General features: G+C 62.3%; 18 protein-coding genes. 15 read left to right on the forward strand and 3 right to left on the reverse strand.

Annotated features, from left to right (window positions below):
• Positions 1-120: 120 nt before the first annotated feature.
• Positions 121-1,311, reverse strand: coding sequence for an aminotransferase class I/II-fold pyridoxal phosphate-dependent enzyme (locus M6D32_RS00525; RefSeq protein WP_298252288.1), 1,191 nt, complete (start codon positions 1,309-1,311; stop codon positions 121-123).
• A gap of 102 nt (positions 1,312-1,413) precedes the next feature.
• Between M6D32_RS00525 and M6D32_RS00530 the strand changes: the two genes are divergently transcribed.
• From M6D32_RS00530 to aat, 10 genes are all read left to right on the forward strand, one after another.
• A complete protein-coding gene (locus M6D32_RS00530) occupies positions 1,414-2,901 on the forward strand; it encodes a M48 family metalloprotease (RefSeq protein WP_298252290.1) in 1,488 nt (495 codons plus the stop codon).
• A gap of 37 nt (positions 2,902-2,938) precedes the next feature.
• A complete protein-coding gene (locus M6D32_RS00535) occupies positions 2,939-3,703 on the forward strand; it encodes a DsbA family protein (RefSeq protein WP_298252292.1) in 765 nt (254 codons plus the stop codon).
• Positions 3,704-3,891: 188 nt separating this feature from the next.
• Positions 3,892-4,776, forward strand: coding sequence for a DUF1236 domain-containing protein (locus M6D32_RS00540; protein WP_298252294.1), 885 nt, complete (start codon positions 3,892-3,894; stop codon positions 4,774-4,776).
• A 253-nt stretch (positions 4,777-5,029) separates the two neighbouring features.
• Complete coding sequence (aroQ, locus tag M6D32_RS00545; protein ID WP_298252296.1) at positions 5,030-5,491, forward strand: type II 3-dehydroquinate dehydratase; 462 nt, start codon at positions 5,030-5,032, stop codon at positions 5,489-5,491.
• Positions 5,492-5,563: 72 nt separating this feature from the next.
• Entirely contained in the window at positions 5,564-6,061 is a 498-nt protein-coding gene (gene accB / locus M6D32_RS00550; protein WP_298252298.1) for an acetyl-CoA carboxylase biotin carboxyl carrier protein, read from the forward strand.
• Between the two features lie 84 nt (positions 6,062-6,145).
• Complete coding sequence (accC, locus tag M6D32_RS00555; RefSeq protein WP_298252299.1) at positions 6,146-7,495, forward strand: acetyl-CoA carboxylase biotin carboxylase subunit; 1,350 nt, start codon at positions 6,146-6,148, stop codon at positions 7,493-7,495.
• 97 nt (positions 7,496-7,592) lie between these two features.
• Positions 7,593-9,146 (forward strand): CHASE3 domain-containing protein, encoded by a 1,554-nt coding sequence (locus tag M6D32_RS00560; RefSeq protein ID WP_298252300.1) that lies wholly within the window; start codon positions 7,593-7,595, stop codon positions 9,144-9,146.
• Complete coding sequence (locus M6D32_RS00565) at positions 9,143-9,583, forward strand: response regulator (RefSeq protein ID WP_298252301.1); 441 nt, start codon at positions 9,143-9,145, stop codon at positions 9,581-9,583. The genes M6D32_RS00560 and M6D32_RS00565 overlap by 4 nt, the downstream gene beginning before the upstream one ends.
• Positions 9,580-10,671 (forward strand): histidine kinase dimerization/phosphoacceptor domain -containing protein, encoded by a 1,092-nt coding sequence (locus M6D32_RS00570; protein WP_298252302.1) that lies wholly within the window; start codon positions 9,580-9,582, stop codon positions 10,669-10,671. The genes M6D32_RS00565 and M6D32_RS00570 overlap by 4 nt, the downstream gene beginning before the upstream one ends.
• A gap of 61 nt (positions 10,672-10,732) precedes the next feature.
• A complete protein-coding gene (aat, locus tag M6D32_RS00575; RefSeq protein WP_298252303.1) occupies positions 10,733-11,410 on the forward strand; it encodes a leucyl/phenylalanyl-tRNA--protein transferase in 678 nt (225 codons plus the stop codon).
• Positions 11,411-11,560: 150 nt separating this feature from the next.
• Here the strand turns inward: aat and M6D32_RS00580 are convergent, their stop codons facing one another.
• The gene (locus tag M6D32_RS00580) at positions 11,561-12,523 is read right to left on the reverse strand and encodes a DUF2155 domain-containing protein (protein ID WP_298252304.1); all 963 of its coding nucleotides are present in this window, start codon (positions 12,521-12,523) and stop codon (positions 11,561-11,563) included.
• Positions 12,524-12,886: 363 nt separating this feature from the next.
• On the opposite strand from M6D32_RS00580, the gene M6D32_RS00585 reads away from it, so the two are divergent.
• The 4 genes from M6D32_RS00585 (at position 12,887) to M6D32_RS00600 (ending at position 17,641) form a co-directional block, all read left to right on the forward strand.
• Positions 12,887-13,834, forward strand: a complete 948-nt coding sequence (locus tag M6D32_RS00585) for an alpha/beta hydrolase (protein ID WP_298252306.1) — start codon at positions 12,887-12,889, stop codon at positions 13,832-13,834.
• A gap of 97 nt (positions 13,835-13,931) precedes the next feature.
• Positions 13,932-15,749 (forward strand): tetratricopeptide repeat protein, encoded by a 1,818-nt coding sequence (locus M6D32_RS00590; protein WP_298252308.1) that lies wholly within the window; start codon positions 13,932-13,934, stop codon positions 15,747-15,749.
• Between the two features lie 128 nt (positions 15,750-15,877).
• Positions 15,878-16,543: an epoxyqueuosine reductase QueH gene (locus M6D32_RS00595; protein WP_298252310.1), complete on the forward strand. Its 666-nt coding sequence runs from the start codon at positions 15,878-15,880 to the stop codon at positions 16,541-16,543.
• 18 nt (positions 16,544-16,561) lie between these two features.
• Positions 16,562-17,641, forward strand: a complete 1,080-nt coding sequence (locus tag M6D32_RS00600; protein WP_298252317.1) for a HoxN/HupN/NixA family nickel/cobalt transporter — start codon at positions 16,562-16,564, stop codon at positions 17,639-17,641.
• On the opposite strand, the gene M6D32_RS00605 is transcribed toward M6D32_RS00600, so the two are convergent.
• Positions 17,638-18,576: a GlxA family transcriptional regulator gene (locus M6D32_RS00605; RefSeq protein WP_298252319.1), complete on the reverse strand. Its 939-nt coding sequence runs from the start codon at positions 18,574-18,576 to the stop codon at positions 17,638-17,640. The genes M6D32_RS00600 and M6D32_RS00605 overlap by 4 nt on opposite strands.
• 114 nt (positions 18,577-18,690) lie before the next feature.
• On the opposite strand from M6D32_RS00605, the gene M6D32_RS00610 reads away from it, so the two are divergent.
• Positions 18,691-19,386: a DJ-1/PfpI family protein gene (locus M6D32_RS00610; protein WP_298252312.1), complete on the forward strand. Its 696-nt coding sequence runs from the start codon at positions 18,691-18,693 to the stop codon at positions 19,384-19,386.
• Positions 19,387-19,523 lie beyond the last annotated feature (137 nt).

A 19,523-nucleotide genomic window follows, 5' to 3' on the forward strand; every position in this document is an offset into this window, starting at 1 on the left:
CGATTCAAGCCAAAATCCATTGCCCCGATGGAGTCAATGGCGGTCGTGATCCGATTCTAACATTCGCGCCCGATCGCCGGCAGCCACTTTGCGAATGTCGAATTCAAAAGACCACCGGCATCACTTCAACCAGCGCGCGATGCGCTCGACCGCCTCGCGCATTTCCTCAGCCGACCGCGCATAGGAAAAGCGGATGAACTGTCGGCCGTGGACCGGATCGAAATCGACACCTGGCGTCGCCGCGACATGGGTCTTCTCCAGCATCTCCCCGGCGAACTTGAAACTGTCGGAGGTGAAGTCCGACACGTCGGCGTAAAGATAAAAGGCGCCGTCGGCCGGCAGGAACTTGGTGAGCCCGGCACGCGGCAATCCCTCGATCAGGATACGCCGGTTTTCCAGGTAGCCGCGCTTGATCTCCTCCATTTCGGCAGAGCCGTCGAACGCGGCCTCGGCTGCGACCTGCGACAGCGTCGGCACCGAAATGGCGAGGTTTTGCTGCAGCCGCTCGATCGGCCGCACCAGTGCTTCAGGCACGACCATCCAGCCGACGCGCCAGCCAGTCATGCAGAAGTATTTGGAGAAGGAATTGATCACCAGCGCCTTGGCGGAGAGTTCCGCCGCAGTCACCGCCGGAAAGGCGTAGTCCAGACCGTGATAGATTTCGTCCGAAATAAACCGGATGCCCGCGCTTTCGGCAGCCGAGATCAGGCTACTCAGTGCCTCGCGCGACATCATGGTCCCGGTCGGATTGGCCGGGCTTCCCACCAGCACGCCTTTGAGCGGCGTCTTGCGATGCGCCGCAAGCAACGCCTCGCCCGTCAGGGCATGGCGGTTCTCGCTCGATGTCTCGATCAACACCGGTTCGCAGCCGAGCGCGGTCAGAATATGCCGATAAGGAGGATAGCCGGGAATCGTCACGGCGACCCGGTCGCCGGGCTCGAACATCGCGAGAAAGGCCAGGATAAAGGCAGCCGAGGAACCGGTGGTGACAACGATCCGCGCCGAATCGACGCTCACGCCATAACTCTCGCGGTAATGGCGGGCGATCCGCTGCCGCAGGCTCGGGGTTCCGAGCGCGGAAGTGTAGTCGATGCGCCCGGCGTCCAGCGCGGCATGGGCCGCCAATATTGCGGTTTTCGGCGCCGATGCGGCCGGCTGGCCCACTTCCATGTGGATGACATGGCCTCCGCCTGCCTCGATCCGGGCAGCCGCCGCCATCACATCCATCACCATGAACGGCGGGACGTCGCTGCGCCTGGACGCCGTCGTCAACATATCTCTGGCGCGTTCTCTAAGTGTCGCTTCAATCATCGATATCTGCTAGTTTTACGTGTGCCCCAGACAAGCCTTAATCCGCGGATTGTTAGGGCATATCGCGTATCGGACCCGCCGCCAATCATTAAAGATCGCTTGATGCCGCTCACCTTTGCCCCCTTCCGCATAACGACGAAAATCACTGCGATCGCAACCGTGATCGCCCTGGCGGCTGCCCCCATGGCGGCGCTGGCGCAGGAGCAGAAACTGTCGATCCTGCGCGACACCGAAACCGAAAATCTGCTGCGCGACTACGCAAAGCCGATCCTGCACGCGGCGGGCCTCGATAAGCAGAACATTCAGGTCACGATTATCAATCAGCCGCAATTCAACGCCTTCGTCGCCGACGGCCACCGCATTTTCATAAACCACGGCGCACTGCTGCAATCGGAGACCCCGAACCAGATCATCGGCGTGCTGGCGCACGAAACCGGCCACCTTGCCGGTGGCCATCTCTCCCGAATGCACGAGCAACTGGCCACCGCACAGACACAGATGATCATTGCGATGCTGCTTGGTGCCGGTGCGCTGGTGGCCGGCTCAAGGGGTCTGTCTAACGGCAATACCGGGCTTGCGGACGTGGGCGCGGCCGCGATCAGCGCCCCGCAAAACATGATCCTGCGCAACCTGCTCTCCTATCAGCGCACGCAGGAGGAATCCGCCGACCGCGCCGGCGTCAAATTCCTCACCGCGACCGGTCAATCCCCCAAGGGCATGTACGAGACGTTCAAGCGCCTCAGCAACGACAGCCTGTTCTCGGCCCACGGCGCCGACCCCTATTACCAGTCGCACCCGATGCCGGCCGAGCGCGTCGCGGCACTGGAGGAGATCGCCCGCACCAGTCCCTATTGGGACAAGAAGGATCCTCCCGCGCTGCAATTTCGTCACGACATGATGCGCGCGAAGATTTCCGGGTTCCTGGAACGCCCCGAGACGGTTTATCGGCGCTATCCGCTATCGAATACCAGCCTGCCCGCGCGCTACGCGCGCGCGATCTCGACCTATCTTCACGGCGATCTGAACAGCGCGGTCAACCAGATCGACTCGCTGATCCAGGCCGAGCCCAACAACCCGTATTTCTACGAGCTTAAAGGGCAGGCCCTGACCGAGGGCGGCAGGCCCACGGACGCCATTGCGCCGCTGCGCAAGGCGGTGGCTCTCTCCAATAACGCGCCGCTCATCGAGATTTTACTGGGGCAGGCGCTCGTGGGGACCGAGAACAAGGCCTACACTGCCGAGGCTATTTCGATTTTGCGCAAAGCCATGGTGCGCGAAACCGAGCAGCCGCTCGGCTATATGGAACTGGCCATGGCCTATGGCCGAAAGGGAGACCTCGCCGAGGCCGATCTTGCATCGGCACAGGCGGCGTTTCTGCGAGGCGACAACAAGACCGCGCGAGATCTCGCCTCGCGCGCCAAGACCCGCTTCGCCATCGGCACACCCGGTTGGGTCAAGGCCGACGATATCGTGCAGGCAAAGCTGCCGACCGGAAAGAAGGACAACTCGTCGCGGTTTCAGCTTCAGGTAGGCCCCCGGGATCGAACCGATCCTCAGGATTCCGAAACCGGTTCGCAGAACAATCAGTAACTCAATTCAAGAAAAACCCGTTCAAAAGGAATTGCCGATGTCGCCGCTCCGCCTGCTCTCCCCTGCTTTGTTCGCGCTGGCGATCCTTGCCGCGCCGCCGGCTGCCTCGGCACAAACCTTCTCCGAAGGCCAGCGCGATGCGATCGAGTCCATCATCAAGAATTACCTCATCACCCATCCCGAGGTGCTGGAAGACGCCATGGCCGAGTTGAATAAACGCCAGGCGGCGGCCGAGGCCGAGAAGCACGAAGCCAGCGTGACGGAAAACTCGCAAACGATCTTCAATTCGCCGCGCAATGTCACGCTCGGCAACAAGAACGGCGACGTCACTTTCGTCGAGTTCTTCGACTACAATTGCGGCTACTGCAAACGCGCAATGTCCGACATGCTCAATCTGCTGAAGACCGATCCGAAGCTCAAAGTTGTGCTGAAGGAGTTTCCGGTGCTCAGCGAGGGTTCCGTGGAAGCGGCAAAGGTCGCCGTCGCCGTGCGGATGCAGGATTCCGGCGCCAAGTATCTCGACTTTCACCAGCGGCTGCTCGGCGGCCGTGGACCGGCCGACAAGGCTCGGGCGCTCGCTGCTGCTAAGGATGCCGGCCTCGATATGGCCCGCATCGAGAAGGACATGGCAAGCCCCGAGGCGCGCGCCACCATTGAAGAAAACTTCAAGCTCGCCGAATCGATGGGTATGAACGGCACGCCGAGCTACGTAATCGGAAAGCAGGTGATCGTCGGCGCCATCGGCCTCGATGGTTTGAAGGAGAAGATCGCACTTGCGCGCTGCGGCAAAGCGACATGCTGACGCACTGACGCGATAGCTTCGATGTAAAGGCCGGCGTTTCGCGCCGGCCTTTTCTTTGGAATTTTCGCGGCATTGCGGTTCATCGCGCATTCATCAAACAAAACCGGTGGAACCGGGGAAACCTCGGAACATCACCAATCTCCTTTCGTTGACCGGCGGGCAGTGCAAACTTCGTGAGGAGGAATTTCATGAATAATCGTTGGATGATCACCGCGGCCGCCGCGGCGCTCATTGCCGGAAGCGGGTTCGCTTATGCACAAGGCAATATGGGCCATGAAAGCGGCGCGGCCAGCGGCGGCGCTGGCATGCAGCAGGGTTCACCGTCGTCACCTTCCCGTGGCGCAGGCGGCCACGAGGGTTCGGCAGGCATGAAGTCGAGCCAGGCCGAGCAAAAGAGTGGTGCGACCAATCGCAGCGCCCAGCAAGAGAACAAGGGTGCCGAAAAGCGCACGGTCGGCCAGGGCACGGCTGGCGAAAAATCGACCGGCGAGAAGTCAGCGCAAGAAAACAACAAGTCTGACCGTTCCAAGAGCATGAGCTCGCAAAAAGAAGAAAAAGGCGAGACCGGCAAGAAGGCCGAGGAGCGCAACGAGCATAGGGGCAACATGAAAGCCGAAGGCCAGGAGCGCAACGGCAAGATGAAGGCCGAAGGCCAGGAGCGTAACGGCAAGATGAAGGCCGAACAGCGCAACGAGCGCAACGGCAACATGAAAGCCGAGGGCCAGGAGCGTAACGGCAACATGAAGGCCGAAGGCCGCAATGGCAACGCGACTGCCGAAAGCAGACGCGGCCAGACGACCGGCCAGGCCGGTGCCGGCGCCAAGCTCTCCGGCGAGCAGCGCACCAGGATCACGACTGTGATCCGCGGTGAACACGTAGCGCCTCTGAACGATGTCAACTTTGCGGTTTCGGTCGGTACCCGCGTGCCGGGCGGTATCGGTTTCCATCCGCTGCCAGCCGAGATCGCGACGATCTATCCGGAATGGCAGGGCTATGAGTTCTTCGTCGCCCGCGACCAAATCGTGGTGGTGGATCCGCGGACCCTCGAGATCGTGGATGTGTTTCCGGCGTGATCTTGAGCTAACGACTTCGCGAATCCAGGGCGGGTCCTTGCGACCCGCCCTTTTCGCGTCGGAAGCTCCCGGAAGCCGGACCACCCCATGCGGCCGGCCTTCGATTATGGTTAATCAATAGTTTCCGCAGATTCTGCGAGGGTTTTCACCAGGTAGATGAGGCATTTGGAAGCCGCGCTGCCCGGGCTTAGGCTTCCCTCCCGTCCCTTAGTTACCTATAACCGCCGACATCGATCACCTTGCCGGGACCGGGATGGCCAACACCGAAACGATTTACGTGCTCAATGGCCCGAACCTGAATCTCCTGGGAACCCGCGAGCCGGAAACCTACGGCCGAGCCACGCTCGCCGACGTCGAAAAACTCTGCGCCGATACGGCTGCAAGATACGGCTGGAAGGCCGACTGCCGGCAGTCGAACCGGGAGGGCGAACTGATTGATTTCATCCACGAAGCCCACGCCAGCAAGGCAGCCGGCATCGTGATCAATCCCGGCGGTTATTCGCACACGTCGATTGCACTTCATGACGCGCTGCTCGGGGTAAGGGTTCCGGCGGTCGAAGTGCATGTCAGCAACATTCACGCCCGCGAGAGCTTCCGTCATCACTCGTTTACCGCCAAGGCGGCATTTGCCACCCTTGCGGGCTTCGGCGCTGACGGGTACCGCCTTGCGATCATCGGCCTCGCGGCCAGGCTAGGCGTCAAGGCCAAGACTTGAACGTCAAGTCCTGATGTCAGAATCGGACCACCAGCCCTTTAAACCACGAGCAAGAGTTTTCGGATCGAGATCATGGCGCGCCAGCCGGACGACAAAGCAGCCGCAAAATTTGCAACCAGCGACGGAGCGCTCATCCGTGAACTCGCTTTGTTGCTGGACGAGACCAGCCTGACTGAAATCGAGATCGAACGCGCAGGCTTGCGGGTGCGCGTGGCGCGCAATCTCAGCATTGCCGCTTCGGTGCCGGTGGCGGCGCCCGTAGCCGGCGCCCACGCACCGGCCCCTGCAGCAGCGACGGCCCCCGCGCCCGCGGCGACAACCGACTTCAGCAAGCATCCAGGCGCCGTCCCCTCGCCGATGGTCGGAACCGCATATTGGGCATCCGAGCCCGGCGCAAAGCCCTTCATCGAAGTCGGCTCCAAGGTGTCGGTGGGACAGACGCTCTTGATCATCGAAGCCATGAAAACGATGAATCAGATTCCTTCCCCGCGGGCCGGCACCGTCACGCAGATTCTTGTCGAGGATGGCCAGCCGGTGGAGTTCGGCGAGCCACTAGTGATTATCGAGTAGACGCGAACAGCGAGTGGCGAATAGCGAATAGAATGTTCCATTACCATTCGCCACTCGCTATTCGCCACTCGCCCCTGGAACCGCATGTTCGATAAAATCCTCATAGCCAATCGCGGCGAAATCGCACTGCGCATTCTGCGCGCGTGCAAGGAACTTGGCATTGCAACGGTCGCGGTGCATTCGACCGCCGACGCCGATGCCATGCATGTGCGTCTGGCGGACGAAAGCGTCTGCATCGGCCCGCCGCCGTCGAAGGACAGCTACCTCAACGTCCCGGCCTTGCTCGCGGCCTGCGAAATTACCGGTGCGGATGCGGTGCATCCCGGCTATGGCTTCCTGTCGGAAAATGCCCGCTTTGCCGAAATACTTGCCGATCACAACCTTCACTTCATCGGACCGAAGGCCGAGCATATCCGCCTGATGGGCGACAAGATCGAGGCCAAGAAAACCGCCAAGCGCCTCGGCATTCCCGTGGTGCCCGGCTCGGACGGCGCGGTCAGCGCCGGCGATGACGCGATGGCGATCGCACAACAGATCGGCTTTCCCGTACTGGTGAAGGCGGCGGCAGGCGGCGGCGGACGCGGCATGAAGGTCGCGCAGACGGCGCAAGACCTGACGCTGGCGCTGTCGACCGCTGCGAACGAAGCCAGATCCGCTTTCGGCGATGCGTCCGTCTATCTCGAAAAATATCTGCAGAAGCCGCGCCACATTGAAATCCAGGTGCTCGGTGACGGCCGCGGCGGCGCGATCCATCTCGGCGAACGCGACTGCTCGTTGCAGCGCCGGCATCAAAAGGTATGGGAAGAAGGCCCCTCGCCCGCACTCGATGCCGCCGCACGCGCGAAGATCGGCGCGACCGTCGCAAAGGCGATGCAGGAGATGAAATATCTCGGCGTCGGCACGGTCGAATTCCTCTACGAGGACGGCGAGTTCTATTTCATCGAGATGAATACCCGCATCCAGGTCGAGCATCCCGTCACTGAAATGATCACCGGGATCGACCTCGTGCTGGAGCAGATCCGGATCGCCGCCGGCGGCGATCTGCCGGCGACGCAGGACGAGGTGACCATCAACGGCCACGCCATCGAATGCCGCGTCAACGCCGAAAACCCCGTCACTTTCCGCCCGTCGCCCGGCAAGATCCTGCAATACCATCCGCCCGGCGGCCTCGGGGTGCGGATCGATTCCGCCGTGTACCAGGGCTATGTGATCCCGCCTTATTATGACTCGCTGGTCGGCAAGCTGATTGTACACGGCAAGACCCGCAGCGAGTGCCTGATGCGGCTGCGCCGGGCCCTCGACGAAATGGTAGTTGAGGGCATTGAAACGACGCTCCCCCTGTTCCGGGCCCTGGTGCGAGAGGCCGACATCATCGACGGCGACTACCACATCCACTGGCTCGAGCAGTACCTCGCCGGCCAATCGGCAAACTGAATTTGCCGGTTTTGCGCCGATACCGCAAATGTTCCGCGCGCTGGAACCAAAAAGTTGGCTTGAACGTTTCGCTTCGCCGGAGTTTCCTTAGGGGGCCTTGATCTCGTCCAATACGAAAATTCGAACGCCGGGTGCGAAACGTGGCGGCGCCGTTTGGCAAATCCTGCCGCTTGCGACAGGATTCCTGGTGCTCGTCGCGATCAGCGCGCTGTCGGTCCTTCTGGTCGATCGCGCCCGCGAAGACAACGACTGGGTGGTGCACACGGTCGAGGTCGAAAACGACATTTCAACGTTACAATTGCGCATTCGTACGACAGAAAGTGCGGCACGAGGCTACCTCTTGACCGAGGAGCAGCGCTTTCTCGATGAATATCTCGACGCATCCAGCAAAGTTCATTCCGGTATCGACGCATTGATCAAGCTGTCGGGCGACAATCCGACCCAGATCAGGAATTTTAACGAGATACGGGAGCCTGTTCAGGCGCGGCTCGACGAATTCGAAAAAGCCATTGGCTTTGCCCGGCGGCGCGACACCGCCGGCGGCATCGCGATGTTGCGCTCGTCCGACTCGGGCAAGGCAACGCAGCGCATCAACGACATCGCCGGCCGAATGCGAGCGGAAGAAGAGCGGCTGTTCATGCTGCGTACCCAAACCGCAGACCGCACTGAACGGCTCGCCTCCATCGTCACCGTTGCGGGCTCCGGTCTCGTGATCCTCCTGGCCGGCATTTCCATATTTCTGCTGCGGCGTTCGACCCGCGCGCGCGACGCGGCCGAGGCTCAATTGCGCGACGCCAACCTTAACCTCGAAGCTACAGTGGACGAGCGCACCGCGGACCTGCGCGAGGCCAACAACGAAATTCAACGCTTCGCCTACATCGTCAGCCACGACCTTCGCTCGCCGCTGGTCAACATCATGGGATTTACCAGCGAACTCGAGGAGCTGCGCACCGACATCTTCAGGCGGATCGGAGCGCTTCATCTTGCTGCGGCGCAGAGCCCGGTTTTGGTCGACGCGGAAAATAGCGTCGAGGCCGCGCTGGAAACCGAAGACAAGCAACTACTGGATAATTTTTCCGAAGCCCTCGAATTCATCAAGTCATCGATTGCGAAAATGGACCGATTGATCTCTGCCATCCTCAATCTCACCCGGGAGGGACGGCGGGAATTCGAGCCTGTCCGGATCGATACGCGGGAGCTGATCGAGGCGATAGTCACCACGGTTGCGCATCAGGCGTCGGAGGCAGAGGCGCAGATCCACATCGAACCGCTCCCCGAAATCACCAGCGACCGCCTTGCGCTGGAGCAGATTTTCTCCAATTTGATCGACAACGCACTTAAATACCTCAAGCCGGGCGTCCCCGGCGGGATTTCCGTGCGGGGTCGCACCAAGCTCGGCTTTGCGATCTTCGACATCAGCGATAACGGCCGCGGCATCGACCCCAAGGATCACCAGCGCATTTTTGACCTTTTCCGGCGCGCAGGGCTGCAGGACCAGCCGGGTCAGGGAATTGGCCTTGCCCATGTCCGCACTTTGGTGCGACGACTTGGCGGAACCATGTCGGTCGCTTCCGAGCTTGATCGAGGAAGTACCTTCACAGTAACTCTTCCTATCAATTGGAACGCCAACCGACGGAACAGGGAGCCATGAGCGCAGCGGTCACCATCATTATGATCGAGGATGACGAGGGTCATGCCCGTCTGATCGAACGCAATATCAGGCGATCCGGCGTCAATAACGAAATCGTGCCGTTTACAAGCGGCACGACCGCCTTACGTTACCTGTTCGGAAACGACGGTTCCGGTCTTGAGCACAAGGGAGAAGCGCTCCTGATCCTGCTCGACCTCAACCTGCCCGACATGGGAGGGATCGAAATCCTGCAACGTGTCAAGGAGAACAAGCACCTCAAGTCGACCCCGGTGGTGGTGCTGACAACGACCGACGATTCCCATGAGATCAAGCGTTGTTATGAACTCGGCTGCAACGTCTACATCACCAAACCCGTCAATTACGAAAGCTTTGCCAACGCCATTCGCCAGCTCGGCCTGTTCTTCTCGGTCATTCAGGTGCCCCCTGCCGCCACATGAACGCTGAGACGCCGACGCTCCTCTACATCGACGACGACAAGGCGCTCGCGCGTCTGGTCGACCGCGGCCTGACGCGGCTTGGGCTGAAGGTCGTCCACGCCAATGGCGGCGCGGACGGGCTGGATCGTCTGGCGCAAGGTGGCATCGACGTCATTGCACTCGATCAATACATGCCAGGCCTCGACGGGCTGGAAACCCTGGAACGAATTCTGGCGATCCCTAACGCGCCGCCGGTGGTATTTGTCACCGCCTCGCAGGATTCCAAGATCGCGATCACCGCGCTGAAGGCCGGCGCGGCCGACTATCTGGTCAAGGACGTACAAGGCGATTTCATTCCCCTGCTCCAGGTCGCGGTCGAGGGCGCATTGCGGCAGGCGCGTCTGCAAAAGGCGCGCGACGAGGCCGAAGCCGAGGTGCATGCCGCGCGCGACCGCTTTGCCGCGCTTGCTGCCGAGCGCGAGGTGCTGCTGCGCGAGGTCAATCACCGCGTCGGCAACAGCTTGCAGATCATCGCCTCGCTGCTGCATCTGCAAGCAAGCTCGGCCGCCGAGGAAGACGTCAAGGCCGCACTCACCAACGCCATGGGGCGCGTCGCCGCGGTAGCCCAGGTCCATCGCCGGCTTTACACCTCCCATGACCTCAAAAGCGTGCTGCTCAATCAATATCTCGACGCCTTGATCGAGGACCTCCGCCGGTCGGCCGAAGGCAACAGGATGTCGCGGCTCACGCTGAAAGTGGCGCCGATCGAAATCGATCCCGACCGGGCGGTTGCGATCGGGATCATCGTCAACGAACTCGTGATGAACGCCGTGAAATACGCCTATCCCGATGGCGCCGGTCCGATCCATGTCGATCTTGTGGCGCGCGACGACGAACTTGTGCTGTCGATTGCGGATAACGGCGTCGGCCTCAACGCCAAAACCGATCCGCGCTCAACCGGCATGGGGCAGCGCATCGTCGCTGCGATGGCCACCAAGCTGGCGGCGACCGTCGAACGCGACCCCGACCATGACGGCACCCGTGTCGTGCTCTGCTTCCCTCGCACCACCAAGAGCCCGGCGAAGGCCAGCCTCAGGGCAGCGAGCTAGGATTTGCCGGTCGGGACATTCGCTTTGCGGGGCGATCCTCTCGCCTGCTATCCTTGACTCCATGATGTCACGCAACACAGCCAGTACCGAGATCACCCCCGAAGTGCTGCTTCGCGCCTATGCCTGCGGCATTTTCCCGATGGCCGAGAGCGCCGACGATCCGAGCCTGTTCTGGGTCGAGCCGGAAATGCGCGGCGTGATCCCGCTCACCGGCTTTCGCATCGCCTCACGCCTGGCGCGCACCGTCCGCTCCAACACTTTCACGGTGACCGTCGACCGTGCCTTCAAGGCCATCATCGCCGGCTGCGCGGCGCCGCAACCCGGCCGCAACGACACCTGGATCAATCAGCGGATACGCGACCTCTATATCGGGCTGCACAAGCTTGGCCACGCCCACAGTGTCGAGGTGTGGCAAGACGACGATCTGGTCGGCGGCCTCTATGGCGTCAACCTCGGCCGCGCCTTTTTCGGCGAAAGCATGTTTCACCGCGCCCGCGACGCCTCGAAAGTGGCGCTCGTGCATCTGGTCGCCCGCCTCATCGCCGGGGAGTTTGAACTGCTCGACACGCAATATGTGACCGAGCATCTGCGCCAGTTCGGGGCAACCGAAATCCCGCGCCGCCGCTACGTCACCCTGCTGGAAAAGGCGCTGCAGGGAGATGCCGATTTTGACAGGTTGCCGGCCGAACCGCCGCTCGACGGCGCACGCGCGCTGGAAATCATTGCCGCGCGCAGCTGAACGCATCATCGTGTCCCGGACGCGGTGCAGCGCCTGTTGCGCCGCTCCACAAAGCCGACCCATCGTCGCAACACAAAAAACGGACCCCGGATCAGCAACGCACCACGCCGCGAATGCGGCGCGCTGCGCAGCGTTCGGGGCATGTCGAGTCTATCGCCGGAAAATCCCGAACAGGCCGCCGGAGTCCTGCTCCTGCTGTTGCGGCGGAGGCGGCGGCGGTTGCTGATACTGCGGTGGAGGCGGCGGCCGCGGTGCCTGTTGCGCCTGCCTGGGTGCCGGCTTCCTGGGTGCGGGTGGCGGCGACGCCGGTTTCGGCGGCGGCGCATCGGTCTGCACGCTGACGACAGTCGTGTCCGGCGCTTTGCAGTTGGTCAGCCAGATGTCGTAGATCGGGTGCTCGACGCCGTGCAGGCCGGGGCTTGCGGCAAACATCCAGCCGGAAAAGATCCGCTTCACCTCGCCCTGCAGGGTGATCTCGTCGACCTCGACAAAGGCATCGGTGTTGGCGGCTTCCGTCGCAGGACGCGTATAGCAGGCATCGGTCTTCACGCGCAGCGCACCGAACTGGACGGTCTCGCCGATATCCTCATCGAAATTGATGACGCGGCCGGTGATCTTGTCGAGGCCCGAAAAGCTCGCCTTCTTGTTGACGATCTTCTGCGTCGGCAACTCGGTGACCACCTCGTCGCCGGGCTGTAACGGCGCCGGGGCCTGCGGCGCGCCCTTCTGATCGGGACGCTGTCCCGGCGGAACGTTGACGCCGGACGGCGCGGCAGCGACGCCTTGGCCCGGCTGCTGCGGGGCGCCGGGCTGCCGATTTTGCGGAATCATGGCCGTGCCCGGCGGCGGCGCCAGCGGCTGCGACGTCACGGCTCCCGGCGGCGGCACGCCTTGGCCCGGCAAGGGCCGCGTCGGCAACAGGCGGCCACGCGGCAATTCCGGCACGTCCTCCTCGTCGTCGGGAGGGGGCTGCTGCTGGCCATGGGGCACACTGCCCGGCGGCCGCGGCTGATCGGAAAAGATAGTACCGATCTGCGCGTGCGCCGGCACCGGCGCAAGCGAGATCGTGGCGACGGCGACTAGTACCGCCCATTTGAAGTTCCAGCACCGCAAGCGGCGAATTCCGTCCCGGAACTTCAAATGGAGAAGCGGTACTAGAATCATAGATTTGCTAGTGCCCATAACTTTCCGAAGTTCGTGAACGATCGGCGCTGAGGTGTAGCACGAACTTCGGAAAGTAGGCGCTAGTGCCGCAAAACCGGTCAGCAGGAGAGCTCGGATCATCTCGCGAATATCATAAGCGAATCGGATGCACGGCACGAAAAAGCGATAACCGCGCATAAGGCGCTCGGGTTAACACGTTGAATAAGGCGGGGAAAGGGCGGCCCTAAGCCGCCTTGGGGTACTGCGCTAGCCAAGCGGCGTCGTGAATGGAATAGTTCATCCCATCAGGGCCGCTTTCTGAGGTTCCCTCCCATGCCTGTTACCCTCGATCCCGACGCGGCTCTCGTTTTCCAGGCCTTCCAGGAGGCCGGCCGTCCTCCTTATGAGACGCTGACGCCGGAGGAAGCACGCGAATATTACCGGCAGGCCCGCTTCGTAACCAATCCCGAGCCGCCTCTGCTGAAATCGGTCGAACCGCTGGCGATCGAGGCGGCCGGGGGGCTCATCCCGGCGCGGATCTACACGCCGAGAACGCTGAGGCAATCGAACGGCCTGGCGCCGTGCCTGGTCTTTTTCCACGGCGGCGGCTGGGTGATTGGCGATCTCGACACCCACGACGTGGTGTGCCGGAAACTCGCCGACGATGGCCAGCTCATCGTCATCTCCGTCGATTACCGGCGCGCGCCCGAATACAAATTCCCTGCTGCCGTCGATGACGCGATCGCGGCCACCGCCTGGATCGCCGATCACGCGCAACAACTCGGCATCGACGCCACGCGGCTCTGCGTCGGCGGCGACAGCGCCGGCGGCAACCTGGCCGCGGTGGTCGCGATCACGGCGCGCGAGAGCCAGAGGCCCGCGATCTCAGGCCAGGTGCTGATCTATCCCGCTACCGATTTTGCGATGACGCATCCGTCACACCGCGAGCCGGAGACCAGCATCCTGCTCACCCATACGGTGATCCGCTGGTTTCGCGATCATTATCTAACCCGCGCGGCCGACGGCGACGACTGGCGCGCTTCACCTGCGCGCCTCAAAACCCTGGCGGGCCTGCCGCGCGCTTATGTGCTGACCGCCGGTGCGGATCCCTTGCGCGACGAGGGCGAGGAATATGCCAAGCAGCTCGAACAGGCCGGCGTCGCGGTGACGTATCGCACCTTCCCCGGCCAGTTCCACGGCTTCTTCACCATGGGCAAGCTGCTTGACCAGGCCAACGTCGCGGTGCGCGACATCGGAGCCTGGCTGCGCGCGCTGAGGTAATGCAGCGCTGGTCGTCCGGCCATGACAGCCAAACAGACTTGTCGATAAGACGAATCATCTAGAGGTTTAAGGCACCGACCGATCCGACAAAGTGCCGATGAACCGCAGAGAACGCCGGGCCAAAAAATCCAAGTTCGAGCAATCGAAGACCGATGCGGCCGCGCAATGTCAGGTCGGTCATCGCCTGCTGCAAGCGGGGCAATCGCTGGAGGCCCAGCTTTGTTGTCAGAAATTGCTGGCGGCCGATCCCGATCACGTGCCGGCCCTGCACCTGATGGGGCTGATCGCATTTGCGGCCACTCAACATGACCACGCGCTGGAGTGGATCGCCCGCGCCATCGCCCACGACCCAAGGGCCGATTATCTCGCAAGCCTCGGAACCACCCTGTCGCGCCAGGGCCGGCACGAAGAGGCGCTGAGGGCCTTCGACAAGGCCGTGCAGCTCAAACCGGACGATGCGGCCCTGTGGAAGGCGATGGGCGACGCACTGCTGGAACTAAAGCGGTACGACCATGCGCTATTGAGTTTTCAACACGCGCTCAAGCTCGATCCGCGCAACCAGGATGCCGCTTACAAGAGCGGCGTCCTGCTTCACGACGCCGGACGGAACGAAGAAGCCGTCACCTGTCTCGATATTTGCGACCAATCGCTGCCGAACCACGCGCCAACCTTGCAGGCGCGCGCCCGCGCCCTGCTCGCTTTGCGGAAATTCGATTCTGCGCTCTCGGACAATTTGCGTGCCAATACCCTTGTCCCCGAAAATGCCGACACGCACAACAATATCGGCGCCTGCCTGCAATCGCTCGGCCGCGAGGAAGAGGCGCGGGCCTGGTTCGATCGTGCGCTCGAGCGCTTGCCGGACTCGATCGAAATCCTGAACAACAAGGCCAACATCCTGCAACAGCTGCAGTGCTTCGACGAAGCGCTCGCGCTCTATGAGAACATCCGTGCCCGCCACCTGAACAACGCGACCACTGACTGGAATCTGTCGCTGCTGAACATGCTGCTCGGCGATTTCGAAGCCGGCTGGTCGGGCCGCGAGGCACGCTGGAAGATTCCCGATCCCGCGCCCTACCCCAAATTCAGCCAGCCGATGTGGCTGGGCAAGGAATCCATCGCAGGCAAGACCCTTCTCGTGCACGTCGATGAAGGCTTGGGCGATACGATCCAATTCGTCCGCTACGTGCCTGACGTGGCGGCGCTTGGCGCGCGGGTCATCCTTGCCGTCGAGCGCCCGCTGGTCTCCCTGTTGTCGGGGTTTCCCGGCGTGTCGCAGTGCCTCGCCTTCTCCGACCCCCTGCCCGCCTTCGACATGCACTGCCCGATCGGCAGCCTGCCGCTCGCCTTCAACACCCGCCTCGATGGCATTCCGGCGGATCGTTCTTACCTGCCGCCGCCGCGCGAAGAACACGTTCAGGCCTGGGACGCGCGGCTTGGACCGCATGAGCGCTTAAGGGTCGGCCTGGTCTGGTCGGGCAGCCGAACCCACCGCAACGATCACAACCGCTCGATGTCGCTGCAAACGCTGTCGCGCATTCTCGACGTCGATGCAGTCTTCGTCAGCCTTCAGAAGGACGTCAGAGAAAGCGACAAGGCCGATCTCGCGACCAGCAACATTCTCGACTGGACAACGGAACTCACCGACTTCGCCGACACCGCCGCGTTGGTGAAATGCCTTGATCTCGTCATATCAGTCGACACCAGTGTCGCCCATCTCGCCGCCGCGCTTGGGTGCCCGACCTGGGTCCTGTTGCCCTGGACGCCGGACTATCGCTGGCTACTCAACCGCGATGACAGCCCCTGGTACCCGACCGTTCGCTTGTTCCGGCAAAACGAAACGCGCGATTATCGAGGTGTGCTCGATCAGGTGAGATCGGAGTTGTTCAAGCTGGCGGCCGGCAAAACCGTTTCATAAGGCGCCAGCCTGCCGCCATTTCCATTTCCGCTCCGGAGGTGGTATTTCTCAGCCCCGATCGATGGATTTGTACGGAAGGGTCCGCCAGCGGCGAGCATCATCCGGAACTCGCAGGCGGATAGCGACGCATGATTGAATTGAGCGAACGACAAAAACTCGCAGCCCCCGACGGACAGAAGCGCGTGCTGTTGCACTCCTGTTGTGCGCCGTGCTCCGGCGAGGTCATGGAGGCAATGCTCGCCTCCGGAATCGACTACACGATCTTCTTCTACAATCCGAACATCCATCCGCAGAAAGAGTACCTGCTGCGCAAGGATGAAAACGTCCGCTTCGCGGAGAAGCATGGCGTGCCATTCATCGATGCCGATTACGACACCGAAAACTGGTTCGCGCGCGCCAAGGGCATGGAATGGGAGCCCGAGCGCGGCACGCGCTGCACGATGTGCTTCGACATGCGCTTCGAGCGCACGGCGCTCTATGCGCACGAGAACGATTTTCCGGTCATGACCTCCTCGCTCGGCATCTCACGCTGGAAGAACATGGCCCAGATCAACGATTGCGGGCATCGCGCGGCCGGCCATTACGACGGCCTGAGCTATTGGGATTTCAACTGGCGCAAGGGCGGCGGCGCCCAGCGCATGATCGAGATCAGCAAGCGCGAAGAGTTCTATCAGCAGGAATATTGCGGCTGCGTCTATTCGCTGCGCGACACCAACCAGCATCGACGCAGCCAGGGCCGCGCGCCGATCGTCCTTGGCACACAGTTTTATCGCCAGGGCGACGGCGAAACCTGACGCTTATCCGCTTTGCGCATCTCCCTTGCAGAACTGTTCGACGACAAGCCCGCCGCGCTGAACGCCAAGACGGCGGTTCTCTATGCCGTTCTGGTGTCGGCGAACGTACTGGCATGGCTCTGGGCGTTCCTGGAATTTCGCGACCAGCCGATCCTGTTGGGCACTGCTTCGCTCGCTTACGCCTTCGGGCTCCGTCATGCGGTAGACCCCGATCACATCGCTGCCATCGATAACGTCACACGCAAGCTGATGCAGGAAGGCAAGCGGCCGGTCTCGGCCGGGTTCTTCTTTGCGCTTAGGCATTCGACCGTCGTCGTCATCGCTTCGCTGCTGATCGCCCTCTCGGTCGGCGCGCTCGAAGGCAACTTGGCCTGGCTCAAGGGAATCGGCGGTGTGATCGGGACCGGCGTCTCCGCAAGCTTTCTCTTCATTATTGCCCTGATCAACGCGCTGATCCTGGTCTCGGTTTATCGCGCCTTCACGGCGCTGCGACGCGGCGAGCGGGTGACCGAGGAAGCACTGCACGATCTTCTCTCCCGGCGAGGATTATTGTCGCGCGGGCTCCGTGCCGTCTTCCGTGTCATGACCCGAAGCTGGCACATGTACCCGCTCGGCTTCCTGTTCGGGCTCGGTTTCGATACGGCGAGCGAGGTTGGACTGCTCGGGATTTCCGCCGCACAGGGGTCCGCGGGACTTGCGGCCTGGTCGCTTCTGATCTTCCCGGCGCTGTTCACGGCCGGCATGACGCTGGTCGATACCACCGATGGCGTGCTGATGGTGCAGACCTATGGCTGGGCCTTTATCAAGCCAGTCCGGAAACTCTACTACAACCTCACGATGACGCTGATATCGATCATCGTGGCGCTGTTGATCGGCGGACTGGAAGTGCTCGGCCTGCTTGCGAGCCGGCTTGGACTCGAGGGCCGCTTCTGGAACCTGATCGATCAAGTGAACGAGAGCTTCGGCGTTCTCGGCTATCTTATCGTCGGTGTGTTTGCCGCGTGCTGGGTTATTTCGGTGCTGATCTACAAGATCCAGAACCTGGACCAGATCGAAGAGGGCCTGTCGCCGGGCGGCGACTGTCGCATCGGTGACTAACGCGCCCGTGCCGCCCGCCGCAGCGATTGCGGCGGCTGGCCGAACGCGCGCAGGAAGGCACGGCGCATCCGTTCGGGATCGCGGAAGCCGGTGCTTTGCGCCACGCGCTCGATCGCTTCGCTGGAAGATTGCACCCGTTGGCGCGCCACCTCGAGCCGCAGCCGCTCCACGGCCTTGAACGGCGTGGTGCCGGTTTCGGCGACGAAGGCCCGCGTGAAATGACGCGAACTCATGCCGGCCTTGTCGGCGAGATGTTCGACCGTCAGCGGCGCATCGAGATTCTCGCGCGCCCACGTCAAAAGCGGCGCGAACCGGCCGGTCGGGGCCTTCAACTCGAGCAGCGAGGAGAATTGCGACTGCCCTCCGCTGCGCCGTGCGTAGAGCACGAGTTGGCGCGCCGTTTGCCGCGAGATTTCCTCGCCGAAATCCTCGGCAACCATGGCCAGCGCCAGATCGATGCCGGCGCTGATGCCGGCCGACGTCCAGATATCGCCGTCGCGCACGAAGATGCGGTCGGATTCCAGTTTCACCTTTGGATAGGTGGCAAGAAAATGCCGCGTGCGTCGCCAATGCGTGGTGGCGCGCCGGCCATCCAGGAGGCCGGCTTCGGCCAGCACGTAGGCGCCCGAACAGACGCTCGCGATCCGAACGCCGCGCCGCGCCGCGGAGCGCACGAAGGCGAGCTGCCGCGCTGATTTGGACGCTGCGACAACCCCCTCACCGCCCGCGACGATCAGGGTCGACAGGCCGCTAGCCGACCGCAAGCCCCGCGCCAGCATCTCGACGCCGGAAGAAGAACGAACCGCGCCCGGCGCTTCGGCAATCACGCGGATGGACGTGGGCTTGCCAGCAAGCCGGCCTGCGATCTCGAACACCGAAATCGGACCGGAGGCGTCCAGCAACTGGAAGTCGGGGAAGATCAGAACGCCGATCATCGGAAGGCTCATGTCCTAAAATGAGGGAAATATGCCATTTATGACGAGACCACATCATGCCAGAGTGGCAACGTCAAGCCAAACCTCGAAGGCAACCCCTCAAGGCAAACGCTCATGTCGAACCCGCTTCAGATTGGAATCGTCGTCTTTCCGAAGGTGACCCAGCTCGATTTTACGGGCCCGCTGCAGGTATTCTCGAGCCTGCCCGGCGCAACCGTGCACCTGATCTGGAAACGGATCGAACCGGTCCCGAGCGACACCGCGCTGACGGTGATGCCGACCGTCTCGTTTGCCGATTGCCCGCAGTGTGACGTGATCTGCGTGCCCGGCGGCGCGGGCACCGACGACATGGTGATTGACGAGGAGATGCTCGATTTCCTGCGCGCGCAGGCGAAGGCGGCCAGATACGTCACGTCGGTCTGCACGGGATCGCTGGTTCTGGGCGCCGCCGGGTTGCTCAGAGGATACAAGGCCACCACCCACTGGGCGGCGATGGGATATCTCGAACCTTACGGCGCGCTGCCGACCAGGATACGCGTTTGCGTCGACCGCAACCGCGTGAGCGGCGGCGGCGTCACCGCCGGGATCGATTTTGCCTTGACGCTGGTCTCACATCTTTCCGATCGCGAAACCGCGGAGATGATCCAGCTTCGGCTGGAATACAATCCCGCGCCGCCCTTCTCCGCGGGCTCACCCGACACGGCGTCGCAGGAGGTGATCGCGCGCCTGCGGCAGATGAATCCGGCTGGCCAGGAACGCCGGCGGGCGAATAACCAAAGGGCTGCCGCGGCGTTACGCGCTCACGGCTAGTCGCTCGCTTCAATTAATTTGAAAGGACGGTCTTTTTGTGATTCGATTCCGTCGCAACGGGAGCGATGGAGACGATGATGGCTGCCAAGGAGATTTCGGTAAAGAAGTATGTTGTGCGGTTGAGCGGCGAGGAACGC

This window comes from Bradyrhizobium sp. (assembly GCF_027307225.1).
In the GTDB taxonomy this organism is placed as follows: Bacteria; Pseudomonadota; Alphaproteobacteria; order Rhizobiales; family Xanthobacteraceae; genus Bradyrhizobium.